The organism is Rummeliibacillus sp. TYF-LIM-RU47, assembly GCF_008638315.1.
Lineage (GTDB): Bacteria > Bacillota > Bacilli > Bacillales_A > Planococcaceae > Rummeliibacillus > Rummeliibacillus stabekisii.
On record NZ_VVIR01000008.1, the window covers coordinates 1 to 20,590 of the forward strand.

Consider the following 20,590-nt stretch of genomic DNA (forward strand, 5'->3'; position numbering starts at 1 on the left):
TCAAATAGTCTAGTAATGATGGCAAAGAGGTCACACCCGTTCCCATGCCGAACACGGAAGTTAAGCTCTTTAGCGCCGATGGTAGTTGGGGGCTTCCCCCTGTGAGAGTAGGACGTTGCTAGGCAATAGTTAAGGTATTAAGCAGATTATGCTTAATACCTTTTTATTTTGTTTAATTGTTACTAGTGTAGAATTCTATTCTAGTATTTAAAGGTAGGACCCTTTATTTACACTTTTACCACTTAGTCATTATTGAACATGCTATCCATTTGTCTAAATTTTCTCATCATCATGCACTTTAAATTTGTTGATATCTTTATAAATATTAATTGTATGTTCTAGGAAGTAGATTTTAGTAACTCAATGAAGCATAGAGATAAATTATTTTGAAAATATATAAATTATCCATAATGCTAGACGAATACGTAGCATATGATTAAATACACGTGTTTAGCACATAGCTATACTGGCCTCAATAAGATTAGTAAACGTCTTTGGCAACATGTATAATAAACATACCAGTAGTCATGAAAGGATATAGAGATGAGTAAATTATTTTTCACATTTGAAGGTCCAGAAGGAGCAGGCAAAACAACAATTTTAAAAATGGTTGTTAGTAAACTGCAAGAAGAGGGAAAGAAAGTAGTAGCGACACGAGAACCAGGCGGAAGTATAATTGCTGAAAAAATACGCCAAGTTATATTAGATCCCTCTCATTTAGAGATGGATCCAAAAACAGAAGCGTTATTATATGCGGCGGCTAGAAGCCAGCATTTTGTTGAAAAGATAAAGCCTTCATTAGATGAAGGAAGTATCGTTTTGTGTGACCGTTTCTTGGATTCTTCATTAGCTTATCAAGGTATAGGCAGAGGCCTTGGTATTGATGCGGTAAAGAGCATCAATGAATTTGCTATAGGAAATCGCTTGCCTGACGCAACGATTTTGTTTGATATAGACCCTCAAGTAGGACTTGATCGAATAGCCGCGCATAGTGAGCGCGAGGTCAATCGATTAGATGCAGAAAGTTTAGCTTTCCATCAAAAGGTACATCAAGCATACTTACAATTAGCAAATAAATATCCAACTCGCATTTATAAAGTAGATGCCAATAAGCCCCAAGAAGAAGTTTTTCAATCTGTATGGAAAATTATGATCGAATTATTGAACTAATGAATTATTACTGTGTTTTAAAGTGTGGTATAATAGAAAAAAGAAATAGAGGAGTGAATGCCGATGAAATTAGTTGTGGCAGTAGTTCAAGATCAGGATAGTAACCGTCTTTCTAACGCTTTAACGAAACATGATTTTCGCGCAACAAAATTGGCCAGTACTGGAGGTTTCCTTCGTTCAGGTAATACAACCTTCTTAATTGGTACTGAGGATTCACTAGTTCAAAAATTATTAGGCGTTATTCGAGATAATTGCCGCTCCCGTGAACAAATGGTAGCTCCTATCTCACCGATGGGTGGAAATGCAGATGCATATATCCCTTATCCAGTAGAAGTAGAAGTAGGCGGCGCAACTGTCTTTGTATTACCTATCGAACAGTTCCATCATTTCTAAACGGTGGAGGGAACATTTTTTTGAAGATTAATCAAGATTTACGGATCGGTGTAGACACAACTAGACAAAAATTGCCTAATCACCAGCCAACTGCACGTTTTGGAGATTTTGTTGTTCAGTCAGGACAACGAATGCAAACAGAGCAATTAACAAGACTGTTAGGTGATATATCGACCGCTGGTGATCGTATTGCAAAATCCAAAAACCTTCGTGATTTAGCTAAATTTAAAATGCTTGTGAAGCGATTTTTAAAAGAAGTCATCTCTTCGGGGATGGAATTAAAGCAATCGCATACCTGGAACCGTTTTGGGGAAGGGCGTCGGTTGAAAATAGTGCAAACCATTGATGACAAACTAATTGAACTGACGGAGGACCTTTTAAATGAAGAAAAATCTTCCGTTGATTTATTAGCTAAAATAGGTGAGATTAAAGGATTGTTAATCAATCTTTATACGTAAAGCCCGTGTTATTCGGTACGCCGAAGCACGGGATTTTTTCAAAACAAGAGGGTGTGATGGAACCGTGGAGAATATAGAAGACTTACTTCAACTGCAGCCTATTGTAACGAAACAGCTTCAAACCATATTCGAAAAAAATCGTGTTGGACATGCCTACATTTTTGAAGGCTCTAAAGGAACTGGCACTGAAGAATTAATGCTTTTTTTTGTTCAATTAATTTTATGTGAAAATCCCCGTTTGAATGTTCCATGTGAAACATGCAGAAACTGTAAGCGTATCCTGTCTGGCAATCATCCTAACCTTCACCAACTATACCCGGATGGACAATTTATAAAAGTAGATGCAATAGACACATTGCTTAGTGAGATGAGCAAGACAGGCTTAGAAGCAGGGCGTAAGGTTTATGTGATACATAGCGCTGAACGTTTAAACGTAAAGTCAGCCAATAAATTGTTGAAGTTTTTAGAAGAACCTGAAGGAAACGTGACAGCCATATTTCTAACAGAAAATATAAATGCTATAATTCCAACGATCCGCTCTCGTTGTCAACATATTAAATTTAGAGATATACCACGAAATTTATTGATTGAAAAATTAACGGAGAGTGGAATTACCCAATCTATGGCAGCAACAGTCAGCATGTTGACCCATAATGTTGAGGAAGCTTTTGCTCTTGCAAAGGATGAGTCGTTTGCACAGGCAAGAAAAACAGTGTTAAAATTGGTAGAAGCAACCTTTAAAAATGTACATGAAGCAATGCTTATCATACATGAAGACTGGTTGCCTCAATTTAAAGAAAAAGAGCAAGTAGAAATTGCTTTAGATTTAATGCTGTTTGCCTTTCGTGACATTGTCTCCATTAAAGCTAATTCAGAAGTAATGTGCACATACCCAGATACGTTACCCGTATTCAAGGATGCTGCACTTCGAACAAGCTTCAATACATTATCAACCCAATTGCAAGCAATATTAACAGCTCGCAGGCAATTGAAAAGCAATATGAATAAAACGCTAATGATGGAACAGTTGATTTTAAATTTGCAGGAGGTAAAATCCTTTGTATAAAGTAGTTGGTGTCCGTTTTAAAAAAACGGGTAAAATATATTATTTCGACCCTGGCGACTATCTGTTAGAAAAAGGCCAATACGTCATAGTTGAAACAGCAAGAGGCGTAGAATACGGGAAAATTGTTGTAGCAATGAAGGAAGTTGGAGAAAATGATGTCGTATTGCCGCTTAAACAAGTAGTTCGTCCTGCTGATGAACGTGACCGCATTCAGGTTGATGAAAATGAAACTGAATCAACACGTGCGTTTGGAATTGCCACGGATAAAATAGTAGAACATAGTTTGGAAATGAAATTAGTAGATGTTGAATATACGTTTGACCGCAATAAAATTATTTTTTATTTTACAGCTGAAGGCAGAGTTGACTTCCGAGAATTGGTTAAAGATCTTGCAGCTATTTTCCGTACACGTATCGAGCTCAGGCAGATAGGTGTTCGGGATGAAGCGAAAATGTTAGGTGGAATAGGACCATGCGGCAGAATGCTTTGCTGTTCTACCTTCTTAGGAGATTTTGAACCTGTGTCCATAAAAATGGCAAAAGATCAAAATCTCTCGCTCAATCCTTCTAAGATTTCAGGTCTATGCGGTCGCTTAATGTGCTGTTTAAAATATGAAAACGACGAGTATGAAGAGGCGCGGGCACATATGCCAGACATTGGTGAAACAATTAGAACGCCGGATGGCAGAGGAAAAGTCAGCGGCCTAAATATTTTAGAAAGAATACTTCAAGTGGAGTTATATGAGGAGCAGCGAATATTAGAATACACATTGGACGAAATTCTTCAATACGAAAGTTCAGTTCAATAGATAATAACGAGGTGGCTTGAGTGAAGGACCGTAATTTTTTAGATACTGTTATGGAGTTCGAACAACAGCTTGAATCGATGCAAAAACAATTTGAGGCATTGAAGAAATTTGTTGCACTCATGATGGAAGAGCATCAAACATTACAGATGGAGAACAGCCATCTGCGTTCTCGCTTAGAAGAAGTCCTTTCTGTCCATCAGAAAGAGAACGAAAAAGAAGCCATTCAAGAGAAGCAAAATGCGATGGATATAGGGGAGGGCTACGATAATTTAGCCCGTCTCTACCATGAAGGATTTCATGTTTGCCATGTTCATTTTGGCAGTTCACGAAAAGGTGAAGACTGTTTATTCTGTTTGTCATTCTTAAATAAACAATAATAATAAAAAGGCTGATTCCACATAAAAGATCGTGGTGGTCAGTCTTTTGCTATGTGGAGGATTTTTAATGGAAGACTGGTTAAAGGAAGATGAAAGAATGGACTATTTATTGGCAGAGGATTTGCGCATAATCCAAAGTTCATCTGTATTTTCATTTTCACTGGATGCTGTGTTGTTATCGAAATTTGTTAACGTTCCTTTTCAAAAAGGAAAACTGGTGGATTTATGTACAGGCAATGGTGTAATTCCTCTCTTTTTAAGTGCGCGTACAAAAGGGCATATCACCGGTGTAGAATTACAAAGTCGGTTGTATGATATGGCTGAAAGAAGTGTACGCTATAACAAATTAGAAGAACAAATAACCATCATACAAGGAGATGTACGTACCATTTCACCCCAACTAGGAGTAGAAAAATATGATGTGGTGACATGTAATCCTCCTTACTTTCCTGCACATGAGGCAAGTGAAAAGAACCTTAAAGAGCATGTTGCAATTGCTCGACATGAAATTCACTTGAAGTTGGACGAAATGATTTATTCAGCAAGCAAACTCTTAAAGCAGGGTGGGAAGGCAGCGTTTGTACATAGGCCTGGTCGCCTTTTAGATATTGTGACCGCAATGCGAAACAATCGATTAGAGCCAAAACGGATACGCTTTGTCTATCCGAAAGAAGGTAAGGAAGCTAATACACTCCTAATTGAAGGCATAAAAGATGGCAAGGCTGATCTAAAAATATTGCCTCCTCTTTATGTGTATGGTGAGGATGGTGCTTATACACCAGAAGTAAGAGAGATGCTATATGGCGACAACGAATAAACATATGATGTATGTGGTAGAATGCAGCGATGGCAGTTATTATACTGGCTATACTAATAATTTAGAGAAGCGTTTGGCTGCACACAATGCTGGTAAAGGTGCAAAATATACGAAACCGAGATTGCCTGTACACTGTATTTACGCTGAAGCATTCCATACAAAGCAAGAGGCCATGAGTGCAGAATACCGTTTCAAACAATTATCTAAAAAGCAAAAGATCGACTATATTGCAGCATGGAGTGAAAAAAGTGAAATCACAAAAGAGTTCAATGCATGAACAGCAGAGTTGCTTGTACTTAGTAGCGACACCTATAGGAAATTTAGAAGACATAACAATGCGTGCCATCCGTATTTTAAAAGAAGTAGATATTATTGCAGCGGAGGATACACGGAATTCTAGAAAAATTTGCAACTATTTTGAAATCGACACACCCTTAACCAGCTATCATGAGCATAATCTGGAACAGGGAGGAGAAAAAATCCTACACTATTTACGAGAGGGAAAAAAGGTTGCATTAGTTAGCGATGCTGGTCTGCCTTGTATTTCTGACCCTGGAGCAGATATTGCAGCTAAGGCAATTGATGAAGGATTTGCAGTCATCCCTATACCAGGCGCAAATGCTGCACTTACAGCTTTAATCGCATCTGGCCTTACTCCTCAGCCATTCTTTTTTTACGGCTTTTTAAGTCGAAATAAAAAGGAACGAAAAGAATCTTTAGAGAACTTAAAAAAACGTCAGGAAACCATTCTTTTTTATGAAGCACCTCACCGCTTAAAAGACACTCTTAAAGACATGCAAGCCATATTAGGCGATCGAAAAATCGTCATGGCACGTGAATTGACAAAGAAATTTGAAGAATTTTTGCGTGGTACTTTAGAAGAAGCGGTTGAATGGGCAATGGCTAATGAAATCCGAGGAGAATTCTGCTTAGTAGTAGAAGGAAGCAAAGAAGCAGAGGAAAATGAAGAAGATAACTGGTGGACACAGCTGACAATAGAAGAACATGTCAACCTTTTAATCGAAGAACAAGGTATGTCGTCAAAAGAAGCAATTAAAGAAGTAGCAAAAATACGGAAGCTAAGTAAGCGAGAGGTTTATCAAGCATACCATGTCGAATAAAAAACAATAAGAAAAAATGAAAAGGCCCATGTGGATGAGTAGCATTCCACGTGGGCCTTTTCACTAATATATTAAACAAGATTCATGACGGCTCTCAAAAATTGTTTTAAAAATAACAAACGGTAGCTAAAGCACCTCTCGATGATATGCTAAGCCTTATTTATTTAATTTAGATTGGATTTCTTTAATAAGAATTTGTGCGCCTTCAGGGCTAAGGATTAGATTGCCTCCAGCTAGGCGGAAGTTATCATCTGATACTTCGCCAGTTACAGCACAAGTCATATTAGGCATATATTTTTTTAAGATGATTTTATCGTCATCCACGTAAATTTCTAGTGCATCTTTTTCAGCGATACCAAGAGTACGGCGAAGCTCGATGGGAATAACCACGCGTCCAAGTTCATCAACTTTACGTACAATACCTGTAGATTTCATAATTAGTGTTCCTCCTATATAAGCTATATATTATTGTTTTTCGTCAAAATTCGACATAATATTCCTTGACTAAGCATTAGTATACCAACTAATACCATATACGTCAATTATTTTTCAAGTTATTTTTTCAACAATTTTCAAGAAATTACCGTTCTTTAAGGAGATTTATCTTATTGGATGTTTTTATTTTGAACAATATTTGTATTTATATACGCTATTTATCTTATTTTTTCAAGAAACACTGTAATACGATGTTATTCGACACGATTTGACAAAAACTGAAGAAGTAATCTTTAATTGAAAGGTTTTTCCGTCTCCTATAGAATAGGAAGTATACTGTAAAGCACTGGAGGAAGTTTTCGTGACAAATGAAAAGAAAACATTCTATATCACAACCCCGATTTATTATCCAAGTGGCAAGTTTCATATTGGTACTGCCTATACAACGGTAGCTGCTGATACAATGGCTCGTTATAAACGTTTGCGCGGTTTTGATGTTAAGTTTCAAACTGGTATGGATGAACATGGCCAGAAGATTCAAGAAAAAGCAGAAGAGGCGAATAAAAATCCGCAAGTATATGTAGATGAAATCGCTCAAGCAGCTAAAAAACTTTGGAAGCTAATGGATATTTCATATGATGACTTCATTCAAACAACTGAAGATCGTCATACAAAGGTCGTAGAAAAAATCTTTAAAAAGTTTTTGGATAATGGCGACATTTATAAAGGAGAATATGAAGGTTGGTATTGTACGCCTTGTGAATCGTTTTTTACAGAAACACAGCTGGATAATGGCAAATGCCCGGATTGCGGTAGACCAGTCCATAAGGTAAAAGAAGAATCCTACTTCTTTAACATGAAAAAATATGCTGATCGTCTTTTGGCATACTACGAAGAGAATCCAACTTTCATTGAGCCTGAATCACGAAAAAATGAAATGATTAACAACTTTATCAAGCCAGGTCTTGAGGATCTTTCTGTATCTCGTACTTCATTTGATTGGGGAATACGGGTTCCTGGCGATCCAAAACATGTCATCTATGTATGGGTAGATGCATTAACGAACTATATTACAACATTAGGGTACGATACAGACAATGATGCCGAATTTAAAAAATATTGGCCTGCAGATGTACATGTAGTAGGAAAGGATATTGTGCGCTTCCATACAATTTATTGGCCGATCTTCCTAATGGCATTAGATTTGCCACTTCCTAAAAAAGTATTCGCTCATGGCTTTATTATGATGAAGGATGGTAAGATGTCCAAGTCTAAAGGTAATGTCGTATACCCCGAGATGCTAATAGAGCGCTATGGATTAGATGCTACTCGCTACTTCTTACTCCGTGAGCTGCCATTTGGACAAGATGGTGTATTCTCGCCTGAAGCATTTGTCGAAAGAGTAAACTTCGACCTTGCAAATGACTTAGGAAACCTGTTAAACCGTACGATTTCGATGATGAATAAATATTTCGATGGCGTCATCCCAACTGAAGGACTTATTCCAACAGAGTTCGATGAAGCATTAAAGATCCAGGCAAAAGAAACAAAAGCACGTTACGAAGAAAATATTGAAAAAATGCAATTTAGCCAAGTGTTAAGTGACATTTGGGCACTTGTTTCTCGTACAAATAAATATATTGATGAAACACAGCCATGGGTACTTGCCAAGGATGAAGAGCTTCAAGGCAAGCTTGGAACAGTTATGTATAATTTAGCTGAAAACCTACGCAAGATCGCTATTATGGTTCAGCCATTCATGACCCAAGCTCCAAAAGAAATCATGCACCAGCTTGGTTTAAGCGAGGGTTTACTTGCTTGGGAAACATTAGATGATGAAAATGGCATTCCAGCGAAAACGAAAGTGATCGATAAAGGTGTTCCAATTTTCCCACGTCTAGATCCAGAAGAAGAAATTACGTATATCCGCGATCAAATGCGCGTTTCGGTTAAAACAGAAGAGCCGAAAAAAGAGGAAGAACCAAAAGAGGAATTTCCTGAAATAACGATTGATGATTTCATGAAAGTCGATTTGCGCGTGGCTACGGTTACAGCTTGCGACAAGGTGCCTAAAGCAGATAAATTATTAAAGCTTCAACTGGATTTAGGCTATGAAAAGCGTCAAGTTGTGTCAGGTATTGCGCAATATTACAAATCAGAGGAATTAATTGGACGCAAAGTAATTGTGGTAGCCAATTTAAAACCTGTAAAACTTCGTGGCGAATTATCTCAAGGGATGATTTTAGCCGGCAGCAAAGATGGTATTTTAACACTGGCAACAGTTGATGAAAAGCTTGAAAACGGCGCCCAAGTAAAATAGAAAAGAAAAAAGCCTGCCTATAAAGCAGGCTTTTCTTTTCAAATAAGCTTCATATTAGAGAAATTTGTAAAACGGTTTTTTTTAGTTTTTTAGACCTATTAAGCGAATATATTTTATGTTTCGACAGTTATCTTTATGAGTAAAAAGTATAGAAACAGATGAAATGTTTGTAATATAAATGTAATTTGACTGTGAAGCGTGAAATAATTTAATTCGTTACAATGAAATTCATGTGAGGAGAATGAAAATGTTTATCGATACACACGTCCATTTAAATTCTGAACAATACGAAGAAGATCTTCAACAAGTTATTGACCGTGCGTTAGCCAATAATGTAAAGAAAATGGTAGTAGTAGGTTTTGACCAGCCGACGATCACACGTGCAATGGAACTGGTGGAAACATACGACTTTCTTTATGCAGTAATTGGCTGGCATCCAGTAGATGCAATTGATTGCACAGAAGAAGATTTAAATTGGATTGAGCGTTTAGCTGCCCACCCGAAAGTTGTAGCTATTGGCGAAACAGGATTAGATTATCACTGGGATAAATCGCCAAAAGAAATACAGCAAGACTTACTTAGAAAACAAATTCAACTTGCGAAACGGGTAAAACTGCCGATTGTCATTCACAATCGTGAAGCAACAAATGACTGTATCCGCATTTTACAAGAGGAAGATGCTTCAGAAGTAGGCGGTGTTATGCATTGTTTCAGCGGTAGTGTAGAAACAGCTAAAATCTGTATTGGGATGAATTTTATGATCAGTTTAGGCGGACCAGTGACATTTAAAAATGCCAAAAAACCAAAAGAAGTTGCTGAAGCTATTCCCCTAGACTATTTGATGGTGGAAACAGATGCGCCATTTCTTGCTCCGCATCCTCATCGCGGTAAAAGAAATGAACCTTCCTATGTACCTTTAGTTGCGGAAGAAATTGCAAGACTAAAAAACATAGCAGTGGAAGAAGTAGCCGAAGCTACAACGCAAAATGCACTTCGTTTCTATAACATTTCAAATTAAAAGACTGAACAAACGTCTCCCACACAAAAAATATGAATAGTTTTCATTAGTTAGGAATAATACTAGTTACTGGAAGTTAAATTACCAATTAGTATTTTTCAAAAAGCAAAAAGGAGGCGTTTTTTCATGATGAAAGAAAAGTTGTCTATAACAAAGAACTTAAAAAGAATATTTGGCGTGACAGTCTTAGCTATTATGGCATCACCTGTATTGACGAGCTCTATTTTTGCAGAAAATAGCTTTAATATACAGCAGAACCAACAGGTACAAAGCAATGAAAATGCAATGGATAGAGGAGACACTTCGACTACTGTCGCTGGCTTTTTAAAGCAACCCGCAAATGATGCAGCACAATCGGAAGTTCGAGTAGAAAAGGCCATCGATGTAGTGGAAAACTCCCATAAAAAAATTACAATGGTCAGCTCAGCCCGCAAATATCATACGACAGACCGTTTGAACTTGCGTAAGGGACCGGGTACAAAATACAAAGTAAAAACATTGATACCTAAAGGCCATAATGTAACATACAAAGGTCGCAAAGGAAACTGGTATAAAGTTAGCTACAAGAACCACACAGGCTATGTAGCAAAACAATATTTACGTATTGGTATTAAGAAAGTATCAAAACCTGTATCTAACAAATCAATGTATGTTTCTTCTACAGCCTATACAGCTTATTGCAAAGGATGCTCAGGTAAAACAGCTACAGGGATCAATCTGCGCAAAAATCCATATAAAAAGGTGATTGCAGTCGATCCTAAAGTGATTCCATTGCGTTCTATGGTGTATGTGAACGGATATGGTCTAGCAGTTGCTGGCGATACCGGGGGGGCCATTAAAGGCCGTAAAATTGACGTCTTTATGCCATCGAAGAAAAAAGCATATAGCTGGGGACGACGTACTGTTAAAGTCACTATTCAAAAGTAAAGTTAAGATTTCCTAAGTGAGAGCTTCCTTATCGATTGATGATAAGGGAGCTTTTTCGTATTTAATTGAATCTTCATGGATAGCTTTGTATATGCTTATAACCAAAGATCCCATAGAAACTGTACAAACTATACAATAACCAATAAAATAAACAAAGGAACTTCGAAGAAAAGAGGACTTATAATCCGTGGACATTAAGGAAATTATTGTAGTTGAAGGAAAAGATGATACAACAGCGATTAAAAGAGCAGTAAATGCCGATACAATTGAAACAAACGGATCAGCTATCTCAGATGAGACACTGCGAAATATACAACACGCCCAACATGTAAGAGGTGTCATCGTGTTCACTGACCCAGACTATCCTGGCAGGCGTATTCGTGCCATTATTGAGGAACGAGTTCCTGGTGTAAAACATGCATTCTTGCCCAAGGAAAAAACAAAAGCTAAAAACGGAAAAAGCTTGGGGATTGAGCACGCAAAGGACGAAGATATACGCATGGCACTATCCAAGGTGTATTCGCCCCAGCAATCTGAAAAATTTATAAGCACGATTACAATAGACGATTTACTAGCAGCTCACTTGCTCTCTCATCCTGATGCTAAAAAACGGCGTGAACGATTAGGAGAGTTGTTAAACGTAGGTGCAACAAACAGCAAACAATTGATCAAAAGGCTGACAATGTTCCAAATTACAGAACAACAATTCGGTGAAGCCATTCGACAAATGAATCAGGAGGAAAAAAATGAATAAAGATATAGCTACACCACTGCGCACTCAAGAAATACTAAAAAAATATGGCTTTTCATTTAAGAAGAGCCTAGGACAAAATTTCTTAATTGATCCTAATATTTTACGTAATATTGTAAGCCATGCAGAGTTGACAAAGGAAAGTGCTGCCATTGAGATAGGACCGGGAATCGGAGCACTCACAGAGCATTTGGCGCGCTCTGCGGGTAAAGTTATTTCTTTTGAAATAGACCAACGTTTACTGACTGTACTTGCTGATACGTTGAGTCCTTATGATAATGTGAAAATTATTCATTCCGATATTTTAAAAGCGGATGTATCCAACATACTAGCAGAGGAATGTGAAAATTATAATGATATAATGGTGGTTGCAAACCTCCCTTATTACGTTACAACCCCAATCCTATTAAAATTATTAATGGATAAATTGCCGATTCGCGGTATGGTGGTTATGATGCAAAAAGAAGTGGCTGACAGGATATCAGCGGTTCCAGGGACTAAAGCATATGGCTCTCTGTCTATTGCGGTGCAGTATTATATGCAAGCTGAAGTAGTGATGACTGTTCCGAAAACAGTATTTATGCCTCAGCCAAATGTCGATTCGGCGGTTTTACGCCTTCTCCGTCGTGAAAAACCGCCGGTAGAGGTGATTAATGAAGCGTTCTTTTTTGAGGTAACGCGGAGTTCGTTTGCTCAGCGTCGCAAAACAATACTAAACAATCTGCAATCACAGTTGGAGAACGGAAAAGCGAAGAAGGAACAAATTTTATCTGCGCTTGCAGAGGTGAATATAGATCCAACGCGTCGCGGTGAAACCCTTTCTATTGTTGAGTTTGGAAGATTAGCTGATGCCTTATTACCTCACTTCCAAAAATAACCACTATATTGATATAATGATAAAAAATATTTTTTTATAAAAAATTTATTGACAACGTTTTATCAGATTGATAAAATATAAATTTTATGTTGACAATATTTCAGACATTTTGTATAATGGTTATTAGTGAGGTGTAAGCGAAAATGCCAAAAACTTTAGCCGACATTAAAAAGTCGTTAGATTGTCATTTGGGTAGACGTTTGCAATTAAAAGCAAACGGTGGTCGCAAGAAAACGATTGAGCGCGCTGGAATATTACGTGAAACATATCGCGCAGTATTTGTAGTTGATCTTGATCAAGACGATAACGCGATTGAGCGTGTGTCTTACAGCTACACAGATATCTTAACAGAAGCAGTAGAAATAACATTTGATGATGAGGTTGCAACAGGTGTTGCTGCAGCTAAATAAGCAAACAGAACTATAAACCAAAGCATTTTGTACAGCACTCTAGAAACACTCTGGCATACAGAGAATGTTTCTAGAGTGTTTTTTATATTGTTGGTTATACTAAAAGTCCAGGCGTTAAAGGGAGGAATTTCGTATGGCGAGAAAGTCGATTATGTCCGAACAGTTGAAAATAGAAATCGCAAAAGAATTAGGCTTTTACGATACGGTTCAACGTGAAGGATGGGGCGGAATCAAAGCGCGAGATGCCGGAAATATGGTGAAGAGGGCTATTGAAATGGCGAAAGAGTCTTTAGCGGACGGCCAAAAGCAGTAAATATTTTCACGTATATTAACAAATAGACGCACTGGAAAAGGCAGTTCTTCCTAAATGATAGGAAGGCTGCTTTTTGTTATATCCCAGGTATCAAGCGAATGGCCCATCAAACATAACCTGTGGTAAAATAGTGTGAAGTAGACAAAGAACGGAGATTGCTTCTTCTTTTATATTTGAAAGGAGGCGGAGGTATGCTTTATGTAAAAGCACCTGCCAAAATAAATTTAACGCTGGATGTACTATACAAAAGGAAAGACGGCTATCATGAGGTTGAAATGATTATGACGACTGTGGATTTAGCAGATCGCGTTGGTTTATCAAAACGGAGTGATGGGCAAATCCATATACACTCAAGTAGCACCTTTGTGCCGGATGACCAACGAAATTTGGCATATCAAGCAGCCAAGCTATTACAAGATACATACGGAGTCAAAGATGGTGTCTCAATTTCTATTGATAAGCAGATTCCAGTAGCTGCTGGTCTAGCAGGAGGAAGCAGTGATGCCGCTGCAACATTAAAAGGGTTGAATACTCTTTGGAATTTGGGGTTATCCATTGACCAATTGGCAGAATTGGGAGCGGAAATCGGATCAGATGTTTCTTTCTGTGTATACGGTGGGACCGCTATAGCCACAGGCAGAGGCGAAAAAATCAAACATATCGCAACTCCACCTGCATGTTGGGTTATACTGGCAAAGCCTGCGATTGGCGTTTCAACAGCAGCAGTGTATGGCGGTCTAGATATGAATAAGGTCGAACATCCAGACACACAACAAATGGTACAAGCTATTGAAGATAAAGATTATTCTCGATTATGCAACAGTGTTGGTAATGTTTTGGAGAGTGTAACATTAGAACTTTATCCCGAGGTATCCATTATTAAAGAGCAAATGAATAGATTTGGAGCAGATGCCGTATTAATGAGTGGCAGTGGGCCAACAGTATTTGGCTTAGTTCAAAATAAAGCACGGGTGAGTCGCATCGTCAACGGCCTGAGAGGCTTTTGCGATGAAGTATATGCAGTGCGTTTAATTGGTGAAAGAGATGCACTTGCTTAAAGACGCATAATTGTGGTATTTTTTGATTAAAACATTCGGGTAAAAGGAGAGGGTGCTATGAAATGGAAGCGCAGTGAGCGTCTTGTTGATATGACGCATTATTTATTGGAGCATCCACAAAAGCTAATCCCCCTTACTTTTTTTTCAGAGTTATATCAATCTGCTAAATCCTCCATTAGTGAGGATTTAACGATTGTAAAAGATACATTTGAAGAAAGAGGGATTGGGGTTTTAGTGACAGTTCCCGGAGCAGCAGGCGGGGTCAAATATATACCCAAGGTGTCTGAGAAAGTAGTCAAAGAGGTAATTGACGAATTAATAAGTGAGTTAGGCCATTCCGACCGTCTATTGCCAGGCGGCTATTTATTTATGACGGATTTACTTGGCAATCCCGAATTAATGAATAGAGTAGGGAAAGTGTTTGCATCAGCTTTTTGTAGCCAGGAAATAGATGTCATTATGACAGTTGCGACTAAGGGAATTTCGATAGCTCATGCCATTGCAAGACACTTAAACGTACCGGTCGTAGTCGTGCGCAGAGATAACAAAGTAACCGAAGGCTCAACTGTCAGCATTAACTATGTTTCAGGCTCATCACGCCGCATTGAAACGATGGTTTTATCGAAACGTAGTATGAAAAGCGGTCAAAGAGTGCTTGTTACAGACGACTTCATGAAAGTCGGCGGCACGATGAATGGCATGAAAAACCTGATTGAAGAGTTTGATTGCACACTAGCAGGAATGGCTGTACTAGTAGAGGCCGCACATACAGATGAACGTTTAGTCGATAATTATTACTCTTTAGTGAAGTTAAAAGAAGTAAATGAAAAAGACCGTACGATCAAATTAGAAGAAGGCAACTATTTTTCGAAAGGCGGATATGACAGATGAAAGTAATCTCAACAAAAAACGCTCCAGCAGCAATTGGACCATATGTCCAAGGAATGGTAGTCAACAATACTTTTTACAGTTCAGGCCAAATTCCGTTAACAGCGGAAGGGGAATTTGTTGGCGGAGATATTACGGAGCAAACAAATCAAGTATTCGAAAACGTCAAAGCAGTTTTGGCTGAAGCAGGTTCTTCATTAAACCAAGTGATTAAAACGACAGTCTTTTTAACTGATATGGAAGACTTTGCAGTAATGAATGAAATCTATGCCGAACATTTTGGCGCACATAAGCCAGCTCGCACAACAGTGGAAGTATCAAAATTGCCAAAAGATGCAAAAGTTGAAATCGAAGTAATTGCTTTAGTATAAAACAAAAGGCCACAATTTTGTGGCCTTTTTATTTTGTTTAAAGTAATATTTTAAATTTTATAAAAATTTTTTATAATAAAGAAGGGATTAGCTCTCTGCTTATAGAATTAGGATGTTAATAGATTCTATCTAACAACTAAGATGAGAGGTGGTGAGAAAATGGAAGTAACTGATGTAAGACTTCGCCGTGTAGAGACTGATGGCCGCATGCGCGCCATTGCTTCCATCACACTGGACAACGAATTCGTTGTGCATGATATACGTGTGATTGATGGGAATGCTGGATTATTTGTAGCAATGCCAAGCAAAAGAACGCCAGACGGAGAGTTCCGAGATATTGCCCATCCAATCAATTCTGGCACACGATCTAAGATCCAAGAATCTGTATTACATGCTTATGCCAATAGCCACGAAGAAGAATTTTTGGTGCTAGAGGAAGAGAAAGTTTAATAGCAAAAGAAGCAAGGGCCAATTCTTATTGAATGGGCTCTTTTTTATGTTGGAATTTCCTTTTATGTAAAGATTATTAATCTAGCCTGCATATATAGTCTATTACCACATTTTTCCCTAAATAAAACCTCCCATAATAGAATTAAAAGAGTTATGATAAAGAGGAAGAACTTTTTAGAAAAAGAATTATATAATAAATGGTTTCTTAATGATTTGTCAAGTCGCAATGTCTTGAAAATATGTTTAGTTTGCTTTATAGTCAAAAGAGAAAAAATCTGTTTGACTGGAGGACTTGTAAGTATGACCAATATTTATGCCGTAATCTTGGCTGCTGGCCAAGGCACACGTATGAAGTCCAATTTATATAAAGTTCTTCATCCTGTTTGCGGAAAACCAATGGTAGAGCATGTGGTAGACAATATTCAACAGTTGGATGCCAGCCGTATTGTTACAGTGGTAGGACACGGTGCAGAAAAAGTGCAAGAACAATTAAACGATCGTAGTGAATATGTTCTGCAAAAAGAGCAGCTTGGCACTGCGCATGCTGTTCAACAAACAGAATCTTTGCTTCAAAATTTAGATGGTACAACACTGGTGATTTGTGGTGATACACCACTTATACGTCCAGAAACAATGAAAGCTCTCTATGAACATCATGAAGCAAATAAAGCAAAAGCGACAATTTTGACAGCTATAGCTGAAGACCCTACAGGTTATGGACGTATTTTACGTAGCAGCGATGGCAAGGTTGCACAGATTGTTGAGCAAAAAGACGCAACAAAAGAACAACAAGAAGTGACGGAAATCAATACAGGCACATACTGTTTTGATAATAAAGCGCTTTTTGAAGCTTTGAAAGAAGTAAAAAATGACAATGCACAAGGCGAATATTATTTGCCCGATGTGATTGAAATCTTACAAAGTCGCGGAGAAATTGTAGAAGCTTACGTGACTAAAGAATTTTCGGAAACACTAGGTGTTAATGATCGAGTAGCATTAGCACAAGCTGAAAGAATTATGCAATCTCGCATTAATAAGAAACATATGCAAAATGGTGTAACAATCATTAATCCAGACAATACTTATATTAGTGCTGAAGCTGTAATAGGCCGTGATACGGTGATTCAACCAGGAACGATGATTGAAGGCCCATCTAATATTGGCGAAAATTGTCTTATTGGGTTGAACAGCCAAATCCGAAATAGCCAAATAGGCAACCGTACAAAGATTGATCATTCTGTCATAGAAGACAGTCGGATTGATGATGATGTAGCAGTTGGCCCTTATGCACATATTCGTCCTGCAACGCACATTATGGATCGCGCTAAAGTCGGCAACTTTGTCGAATTGAAAAAGACAACGCTTGGCGAAGGAAGCAAGGCATCGCATCTTACATATCTAGGCGATTCCACAATCGGCGCAGATGTAAATATTGGATGCGGTACTATTACAGTCAACTATGATGGCAAAAATAAATACGAGACGATTATTGAAGACAACGCATTTGTTGGCTGCAACGCCAATTTAATTGCACCGGTTACTATCGGCAAGAATGCATTTGTTGCTGCAGGTTCAACCATTACGAAAAATGTACCAGAAAACGCTCTTGCTATAGGACGTACAAGACAAGAGAATAAAGAAAACTATGTTAACAAATTAAAATAATTAAAACATTAACAGGAGGCCAACATGCCGTATCAATATGCTAACTCAAATTTAAAAATCTTTTCATTAAATTCAAATGAACCACTTGCTGCTGCAATCGCAAAAGAAGTAGGTGTAGAGTTAGGGAAATGTTCAGTCAAACACTTTAGCGATGGAGAAATCCAAATCAATATTGAGGAAAGCATTCGTGGGAACGATGTGTTTATCGTTCAATCTACTTCAGCGCCAGTAAACGAAAACTTAATGGAATTGTTGATTATGATTGATGCGTTGAAACGTGCTTCTGCTCGCACAGTTAACGTCGTAATGCCTTATTACGGATATGCACGCCAAGACCGTAAAGCGCGTTCACGTGAACCTATTACGGCAAAATTAGTGGCTAATCTATTAGAAACAGCAGGCGCAACACGCGTACTTGTTCTTGATTTGCACGCACCACAAATCCAAGGCTTCTTTGATATTTTAATTGACCACTTAATGGGTGTTCCTCTATTAGCGGATTACTTCAAGAAAAAAGGCTTTAATCCTGAAGACGTAGTTGTTGTTTCACCAGATCACGGTGGAGTAACACGAGCTCGTAAAATGGCAGAGCGTTTAAAAACACCAATTGCCATTATCGATAAACGCCGTCCAAAGCCAAATGTAGCAGAAGTGATGAACATTGTAGGGAATGTAGAAGGAAAAATCTGCATTTTAATCGACGACATTATTGATACAGCAGGCACAATTACAATTGGTGCGGAAGCACTTGTCAAAAGCGGCGCTAAAGAAGTATATGCATGTTGTACGCATCCTGTTCTTTCAGGTCCTGCAATTGACCGCATCGAAAATTCAGTAATCAAAGAATTAGTTGTAACCAATTCAATTCAGTTGCCAGAAGAAAAGAAAATTCCAAAAATCAAAGAATTATCAGTTGCGACTTTGTTGGCAGATGCCATCGTACGCATTTATGAGAATAAATCTGTAAGTAAATTATTTGATTAATGTTTCGTAGTCTTTCCATCCACATCCTATAGCTTAGGGTGTGGATTTTTGTATTTGATAGGTTTCGTTTATCTTTTGTAAGGGTATATACATAAAGCATTAGTTATTTTGAGGAAGGGGACGAAAATCTATGAGCACTGTCATTCAAGCGAATTCACGTGAAACCGGACATCATTCCAATCTTACAAGTCTTAGAAAAGAAGGGTATGTCCCAGGCGTAGTTTATGGCTTCCAAGTAGAATCAACACCCATTGCCGTTAGTGCAAGAGAACTCGAAAAAACATTAAGAGAAGATGGTCGTAACGCCGTCATTACGTTAGAAGTAGAAGACAAAAATGTTCAAGCCGTTCTAAATGATATCCAAAAGGATAATTTAAAGGGCGATTATCTCCATATCGACTTTTTAGCAATCAACATGTCTGATGCATTAGAAGTAGCTGTTCCGATTACGGTCGTTGGAGAATCCACAGGCGTTAAAGAAGGCGGTGTCTTGCAACAGCCAAATCGTGAGCTGACATTAAATGTGAAACCTTCTGATATACCTGAGAGCATCGAAGTAGATATTTCAGGGTTAGCCATTGGCGATACAATTACCATTAATGATATTCGTGATCAAGTCGAATTTGAGATTGTCGATGATGATGAATTGACACTTGTGACAATTTCAGCGCCAGTCTCAGCGGCAGAGCTAGAAACAGACACAGAAACAGAAGAGCCTGTTGCCGATAATGGAGCTGATGAATAATATATACTATTAACCTTGTGCTTTCTTAATTGAAGGCCCAAGGTTTTTATATTTTAATTAAATTTTTTTGAGACAAAGATTAATTAATATATTTTTGTTTTCCCATATAGTGTTCGACAAAAAAACTGTTTTTTCAACTTGCTTATTGTACTTTTAAACTTGGTAAGGTATTTATATATGCTAATATAACCTGTTTCTGTTATATTGGATTAAAGTGAATGAACCGCATCAAATAATGTTTATGTGATAAAATAACTGGGATTAGTAGTAAAGGAAGATGCAAAAATGAAACTTGTGATTGGCCTAGGTAACCCAGGCAAAGAATATGAACATACGCTCCATAACGTTGGTTTTGATACGATTGATTTATTAGCGGAAAAATGGGGTATATCATTAAATCAACAAAAATTTAATGCAATTTATGGAACTGCACATCTTCCAGAAGGAAAAGTAATGGTGATGAAGCCACTTACTTACATGAACCTTTCTGGTGAAGCGGTGCGTCCTTTAATGGATTATTTTGATATTGAGCTGGAAGACATTGTGGTCATCTATGATGATTTAGATTTAGAAAAGGGAAAATTGCGTTTGCGTCAAAAGGGTAGCGCAGGTGGCCATAACGGCATAAAGTCGTTAATCCAACACCTAGGCACACAAAATTTTAATCGTATTCGTATAGGAATTGATCGTCCACCTGTAGGAATGAAGGTAGTCAATTATGTTCTAAGCCACTATCAAAAAGAAGATTTGCCGACTATGGAAGATGCATTTAAAAATGCCGCAGAAGCTTGTGATTATTGGTTGACGAAGCCTTTTGTTGAAGTCATGAATAAGTTCAACTAATTCTTCAAGCATAAAAAACTGAAAGCTGTCTATACTTTTACTAAAGGGAGGCATGCTTATGGCTATTCGTTACAAATGTCGTCATTGCAGTACGGAGATTGGTGTATTGCCATTTGATTCTGATGATAGTATTCGCAAACTGCATCAACTCAATGAAAAAGATGCCCAAGAATTTATCCGTCATGAGCAAAATGGCGATACGACCGTAGATAGTATATGTGAACACTGTGAAGATTCGCTAAAGAAATTCCCAAATTATCATGCATTAAAAAATTGGTTACAGTGAAACGCTTTGGCGCTTTTTGCGTCCAAGGCCTTTTTCTGT

Annotated in this window: 25 protein-coding genes, 1 rRNA gene and 2 pseudogenes; 27 read left to right on the top strand and 1 reads right to left on the bottom strand. The window is 37.9% G+C overall.

Annotation, left to right across the window (positions count from 1 at the left end):
- Positions 1–8 precede the first annotated feature (8 nt).
- From rrf to rsmI, 10 genes are all read left to right on the top strand, one after another.
- Positions 9–124 (top strand): 5S ribosomal RNA (gene rrf / locus F0527_RS16410).
- A gap of 419 nt (positions 125–543) precedes the next feature.
- Positions 544–1,170 carry a dTMP kinase gene (gene tmk / locus F0527_RS16415; protein WP_150285657.1) on the top strand — a complete coding sequence of 209 codons (627 nt, stop codon included), beginning with the start codon at positions 544–546 and terminating at the stop codon, positions 1,168–1,170.
- Between the two features lie 63 nt (positions 1,171–1,233).
- Positions 1,234–1,563, top strand: a complete 330-nt coding sequence (locus F0527_RS16420) for a cyclic-di-AMP receptor (protein WP_066791257.1) — start codon at positions 1,234–1,236, stop codon at positions 1,561–1,563.
- 20 nt (positions 1,564–1,583) lie between these two features.
- Entirely contained in the window at positions 1,584–2,021 is a 438-nt protein-coding gene (locus F0527_RS16425; protein WP_066791258.1) for a YaaR family protein, read from the top strand.
- Positions 2,022–2,085: 64 nt separating this feature from the next.
- Positions 2,086–3,087 (top strand): DNA polymerase III subunit delta', encoded by a 1,002-nt coding sequence (gene holB / locus F0527_RS16430; RefSeq protein WP_150285658.1) that lies wholly within the window; start codon positions 2,086–2,088, stop codon positions 3,085–3,087.
- The gene (locus F0527_RS16435; protein WP_066791262.1) at positions 3,080–3,895 is read left to right on the top strand and encodes a PSP1 domain-containing protein; all 816 of its coding nucleotides are present in this window, start codon (positions 3,080–3,082) and stop codon (positions 3,893–3,895) included. Before holB ends, F0527_RS16435 begins: the two co-directional genes overlap by 8 nt.
- A 20-nt stretch (positions 3,896–3,915) precedes the next feature.
- A complete protein-coding gene (gene yabA / locus F0527_RS16440) occupies positions 3,916–4,272 on the top strand; it encodes a DNA replication initiation control protein YabA (protein ID WP_066791264.1) in 357 nt (118 codons plus the stop codon).
- 67 nt (positions 4,273–4,339) lie between these two features.
- Positions 4,340–5,089 carry a tRNA1(Val) (adenine(37)-N6)-methyltransferase gene (locus F0527_RS16445; RefSeq protein WP_150285659.1) on the top strand — a complete coding sequence of 250 codons (750 nt, stop codon included), beginning with the start codon at positions 4,340–4,342 and terminating at the stop codon, positions 5,087–5,089.
- Complete coding sequence (locus F0527_RS16450; RefSeq protein WP_150285660.1) at positions 5,073–5,366, top strand: GIY-YIG nuclease family protein; 294 nt, start codon at positions 5,073–5,075, stop codon at positions 5,364–5,366. The genes F0527_RS16445 and F0527_RS16450 overlap by 17 nt, the downstream gene beginning before the upstream one ends.
- Complete coding sequence (gene rsmI / locus F0527_RS16455) at positions 5,338–6,210, top strand: 16S rRNA (cytidine(1402)-2'-O)-methyltransferase (RefSeq protein WP_150285661.1); 873 nt, start codon at positions 5,338–5,340, stop codon at positions 6,208–6,210. The genes F0527_RS16450 and rsmI overlap by 29 nt, the downstream gene beginning before the upstream one ends.
- A gap of 156 nt (positions 6,211–6,366) precedes the next feature.
- Here rsmI and F0527_RS16460 read toward each other — a convergent pair whose 3' ends face one another.
- Positions 6,367–6,645 (bottom strand): transition state genes transcriptional regulator AbrB, encoded by a 279-nt coding sequence (locus tag F0527_RS16460; RefSeq protein ID WP_066791272.1) that lies wholly within the window; start codon positions 6,643–6,645, stop codon positions 6,367–6,369.
- Between the two features lie 361 nt (positions 6,646–7,006).
- On the opposite strand from F0527_RS16460, the gene metG reads away from it, so the two are divergent.
- From metG to F0527_RS16540, 17 genes and pseudogenes are all read left to right on the top strand, one after another.
- A complete protein-coding gene (metG, locus tag F0527_RS16465; RefSeq protein ID WP_150285662.1) occupies positions 7,007–8,965 on the top strand; it encodes a methionine--tRNA ligase in 1,959 nt (652 codons plus the stop codon).
- A gap of 247 nt (positions 8,966–9,212) precedes the next feature.
- Entirely contained in the window at positions 9,213–9,983 is a 771-nt protein-coding gene (locus F0527_RS16470; RefSeq protein ID WP_150285663.1) for a TatD family hydrolase, read from the top strand.
- Positions 9,984–10,397: 414 nt separating this feature from the next.
- Positions 10,398–10,571 (top strand): annotated as a pseudogene (locus F0527_RS17290) (SH3 domain-containing protein); the annotation flags it as partial.
- A gap of 51 nt (positions 10,572–10,622) precedes the next feature.
- A pseudogene (locus F0527_RS17295) lies at positions 10,623–10,910 on the top strand (3D domain-containing protein); the annotation flags it as partial.
- Between the two features lie 187 nt (positions 10,911–11,097).
- On the top strand, positions 11,098–11,664 hold the full coding sequence (gene rnmV, locus F0527_RS16480) for a ribonuclease M5 (protein WP_150285664.1): 567 nt from the start codon (positions 11,098–11,100) through the stop codon (positions 11,662–11,664).
- The gene (rsmA, locus tag F0527_RS16485; RefSeq protein ID WP_150285665.1) at positions 11,657–12,538 is read left to right on the top strand and encodes a 16S rRNA (adenine(1518)-N(6)/adenine(1519)-N(6))-dimethyltransferase RsmA; all 882 of its coding nucleotides are present in this window, start codon (positions 11,657–11,659) and stop codon (positions 12,536–12,538) included. The genes rnmV and rsmA overlap by 8 nt, the downstream gene beginning before the upstream one ends.
- Before the next feature lie 143 nt (positions 12,539–12,681).
- Complete coding sequence (gene veg / locus F0527_RS16490) at positions 12,682–12,948, top strand: biofilm formation stimulator Veg (RefSeq protein WP_066791286.1); 267 nt, start codon at positions 12,682–12,684, stop codon at positions 12,946–12,948.
- A gap of 133 nt (positions 12,949–13,081) precedes the next feature.
- Positions 13,082–13,261 (top strand): small, acid-soluble spore protein, alpha/beta type, encoded by a 180-nt coding sequence (locus tag F0527_RS16495; protein WP_066791287.1) that lies wholly within the window; start codon positions 13,082–13,084, stop codon positions 13,259–13,261.
- A 191-nt stretch (positions 13,262–13,452) separates the two neighbouring features.
- Positions 13,453–14,319 (top strand): 4-(cytidine 5'-diphospho)-2-C-methyl-D-erythritol kinase, encoded by an 867-nt coding sequence (gene ispE, locus F0527_RS16500; protein ID WP_150285666.1) that lies wholly within the window; start codon positions 13,453–13,455, stop codon positions 14,317–14,319.
- Between the two features lie 57 nt (positions 14,320–14,376).
- Positions 14,377–15,210: a pur operon repressor gene (gene purR / locus F0527_RS16505; protein ID WP_066791290.1), complete on the top strand. Its 834-nt coding sequence runs from the start codon at positions 14,377–14,379 to the stop codon at positions 15,208–15,210.
- Positions 15,207–15,578: a RidA family protein gene (locus F0527_RS16510; protein ID WP_066791291.1), complete on the top strand. Its 372-nt coding sequence runs from the start codon at positions 15,207–15,209 to the stop codon at positions 15,576–15,578. Before purR ends, F0527_RS16510 begins: the two co-directional genes overlap by 4 nt.
- A gap of 159 nt (positions 15,579–15,737) precedes the next feature.
- Positions 15,738–16,028, top strand: a complete 291-nt coding sequence (spoVG, locus tag F0527_RS16515; RefSeq protein WP_066791293.1) for a septation regulator SpoVG — start codon at positions 15,738–15,740, stop codon at positions 16,026–16,028.
- Positions 16,029–16,328: 300 nt separating this feature from the next.
- Positions 16,329–17,693, top strand: a complete 1,365-nt coding sequence (glmU, locus tag F0527_RS16520; protein WP_150285667.1) for a bifunctional UDP-N-acetylglucosamine diphosphorylase/glucosamine-1-phosphate N-acetyltransferase GlmU — start codon at positions 16,329–16,331, stop codon at positions 17,691–17,693.
- 24 nt (positions 17,694–17,717) lie between these two features.
- Entirely contained in the window at positions 17,718–18,677 is a 960-nt protein-coding gene (locus F0527_RS16525) for a ribose-phosphate diphosphokinase (RefSeq protein WP_066791297.1), read from the top strand.
- Between the two features lie 130 nt (positions 18,678–18,807).
- Entirely contained in the window at positions 18,808–19,422 is a 615-nt protein-coding gene (locus tag F0527_RS16530) for a 50S ribosomal protein L25/general stress protein Ctc (protein WP_150285668.1), read from the top strand.
- Between the two features lie 285 nt (positions 19,423–19,707).
- Positions 19,708–20,265 (top strand): aminoacyl-tRNA hydrolase, encoded by a 558-nt coding sequence (pth, locus tag F0527_RS16535; RefSeq protein ID WP_150285669.1) that lies wholly within the window; start codon positions 19,708–19,710, stop codon positions 20,263–20,265.
- A 58-nt stretch (positions 20,266–20,323) separates the two neighbouring features.
- Positions 20,324–20,551: an anti-sigma-F factor Fin family protein gene (locus tag F0527_RS16540; protein ID WP_066791303.1), complete on the top strand. Its 228-nt coding sequence runs from the start codon at positions 20,324–20,326 to the stop codon at positions 20,549–20,551.
- Positions 20,552–20,590: the final 39 nt, after the last annotated feature.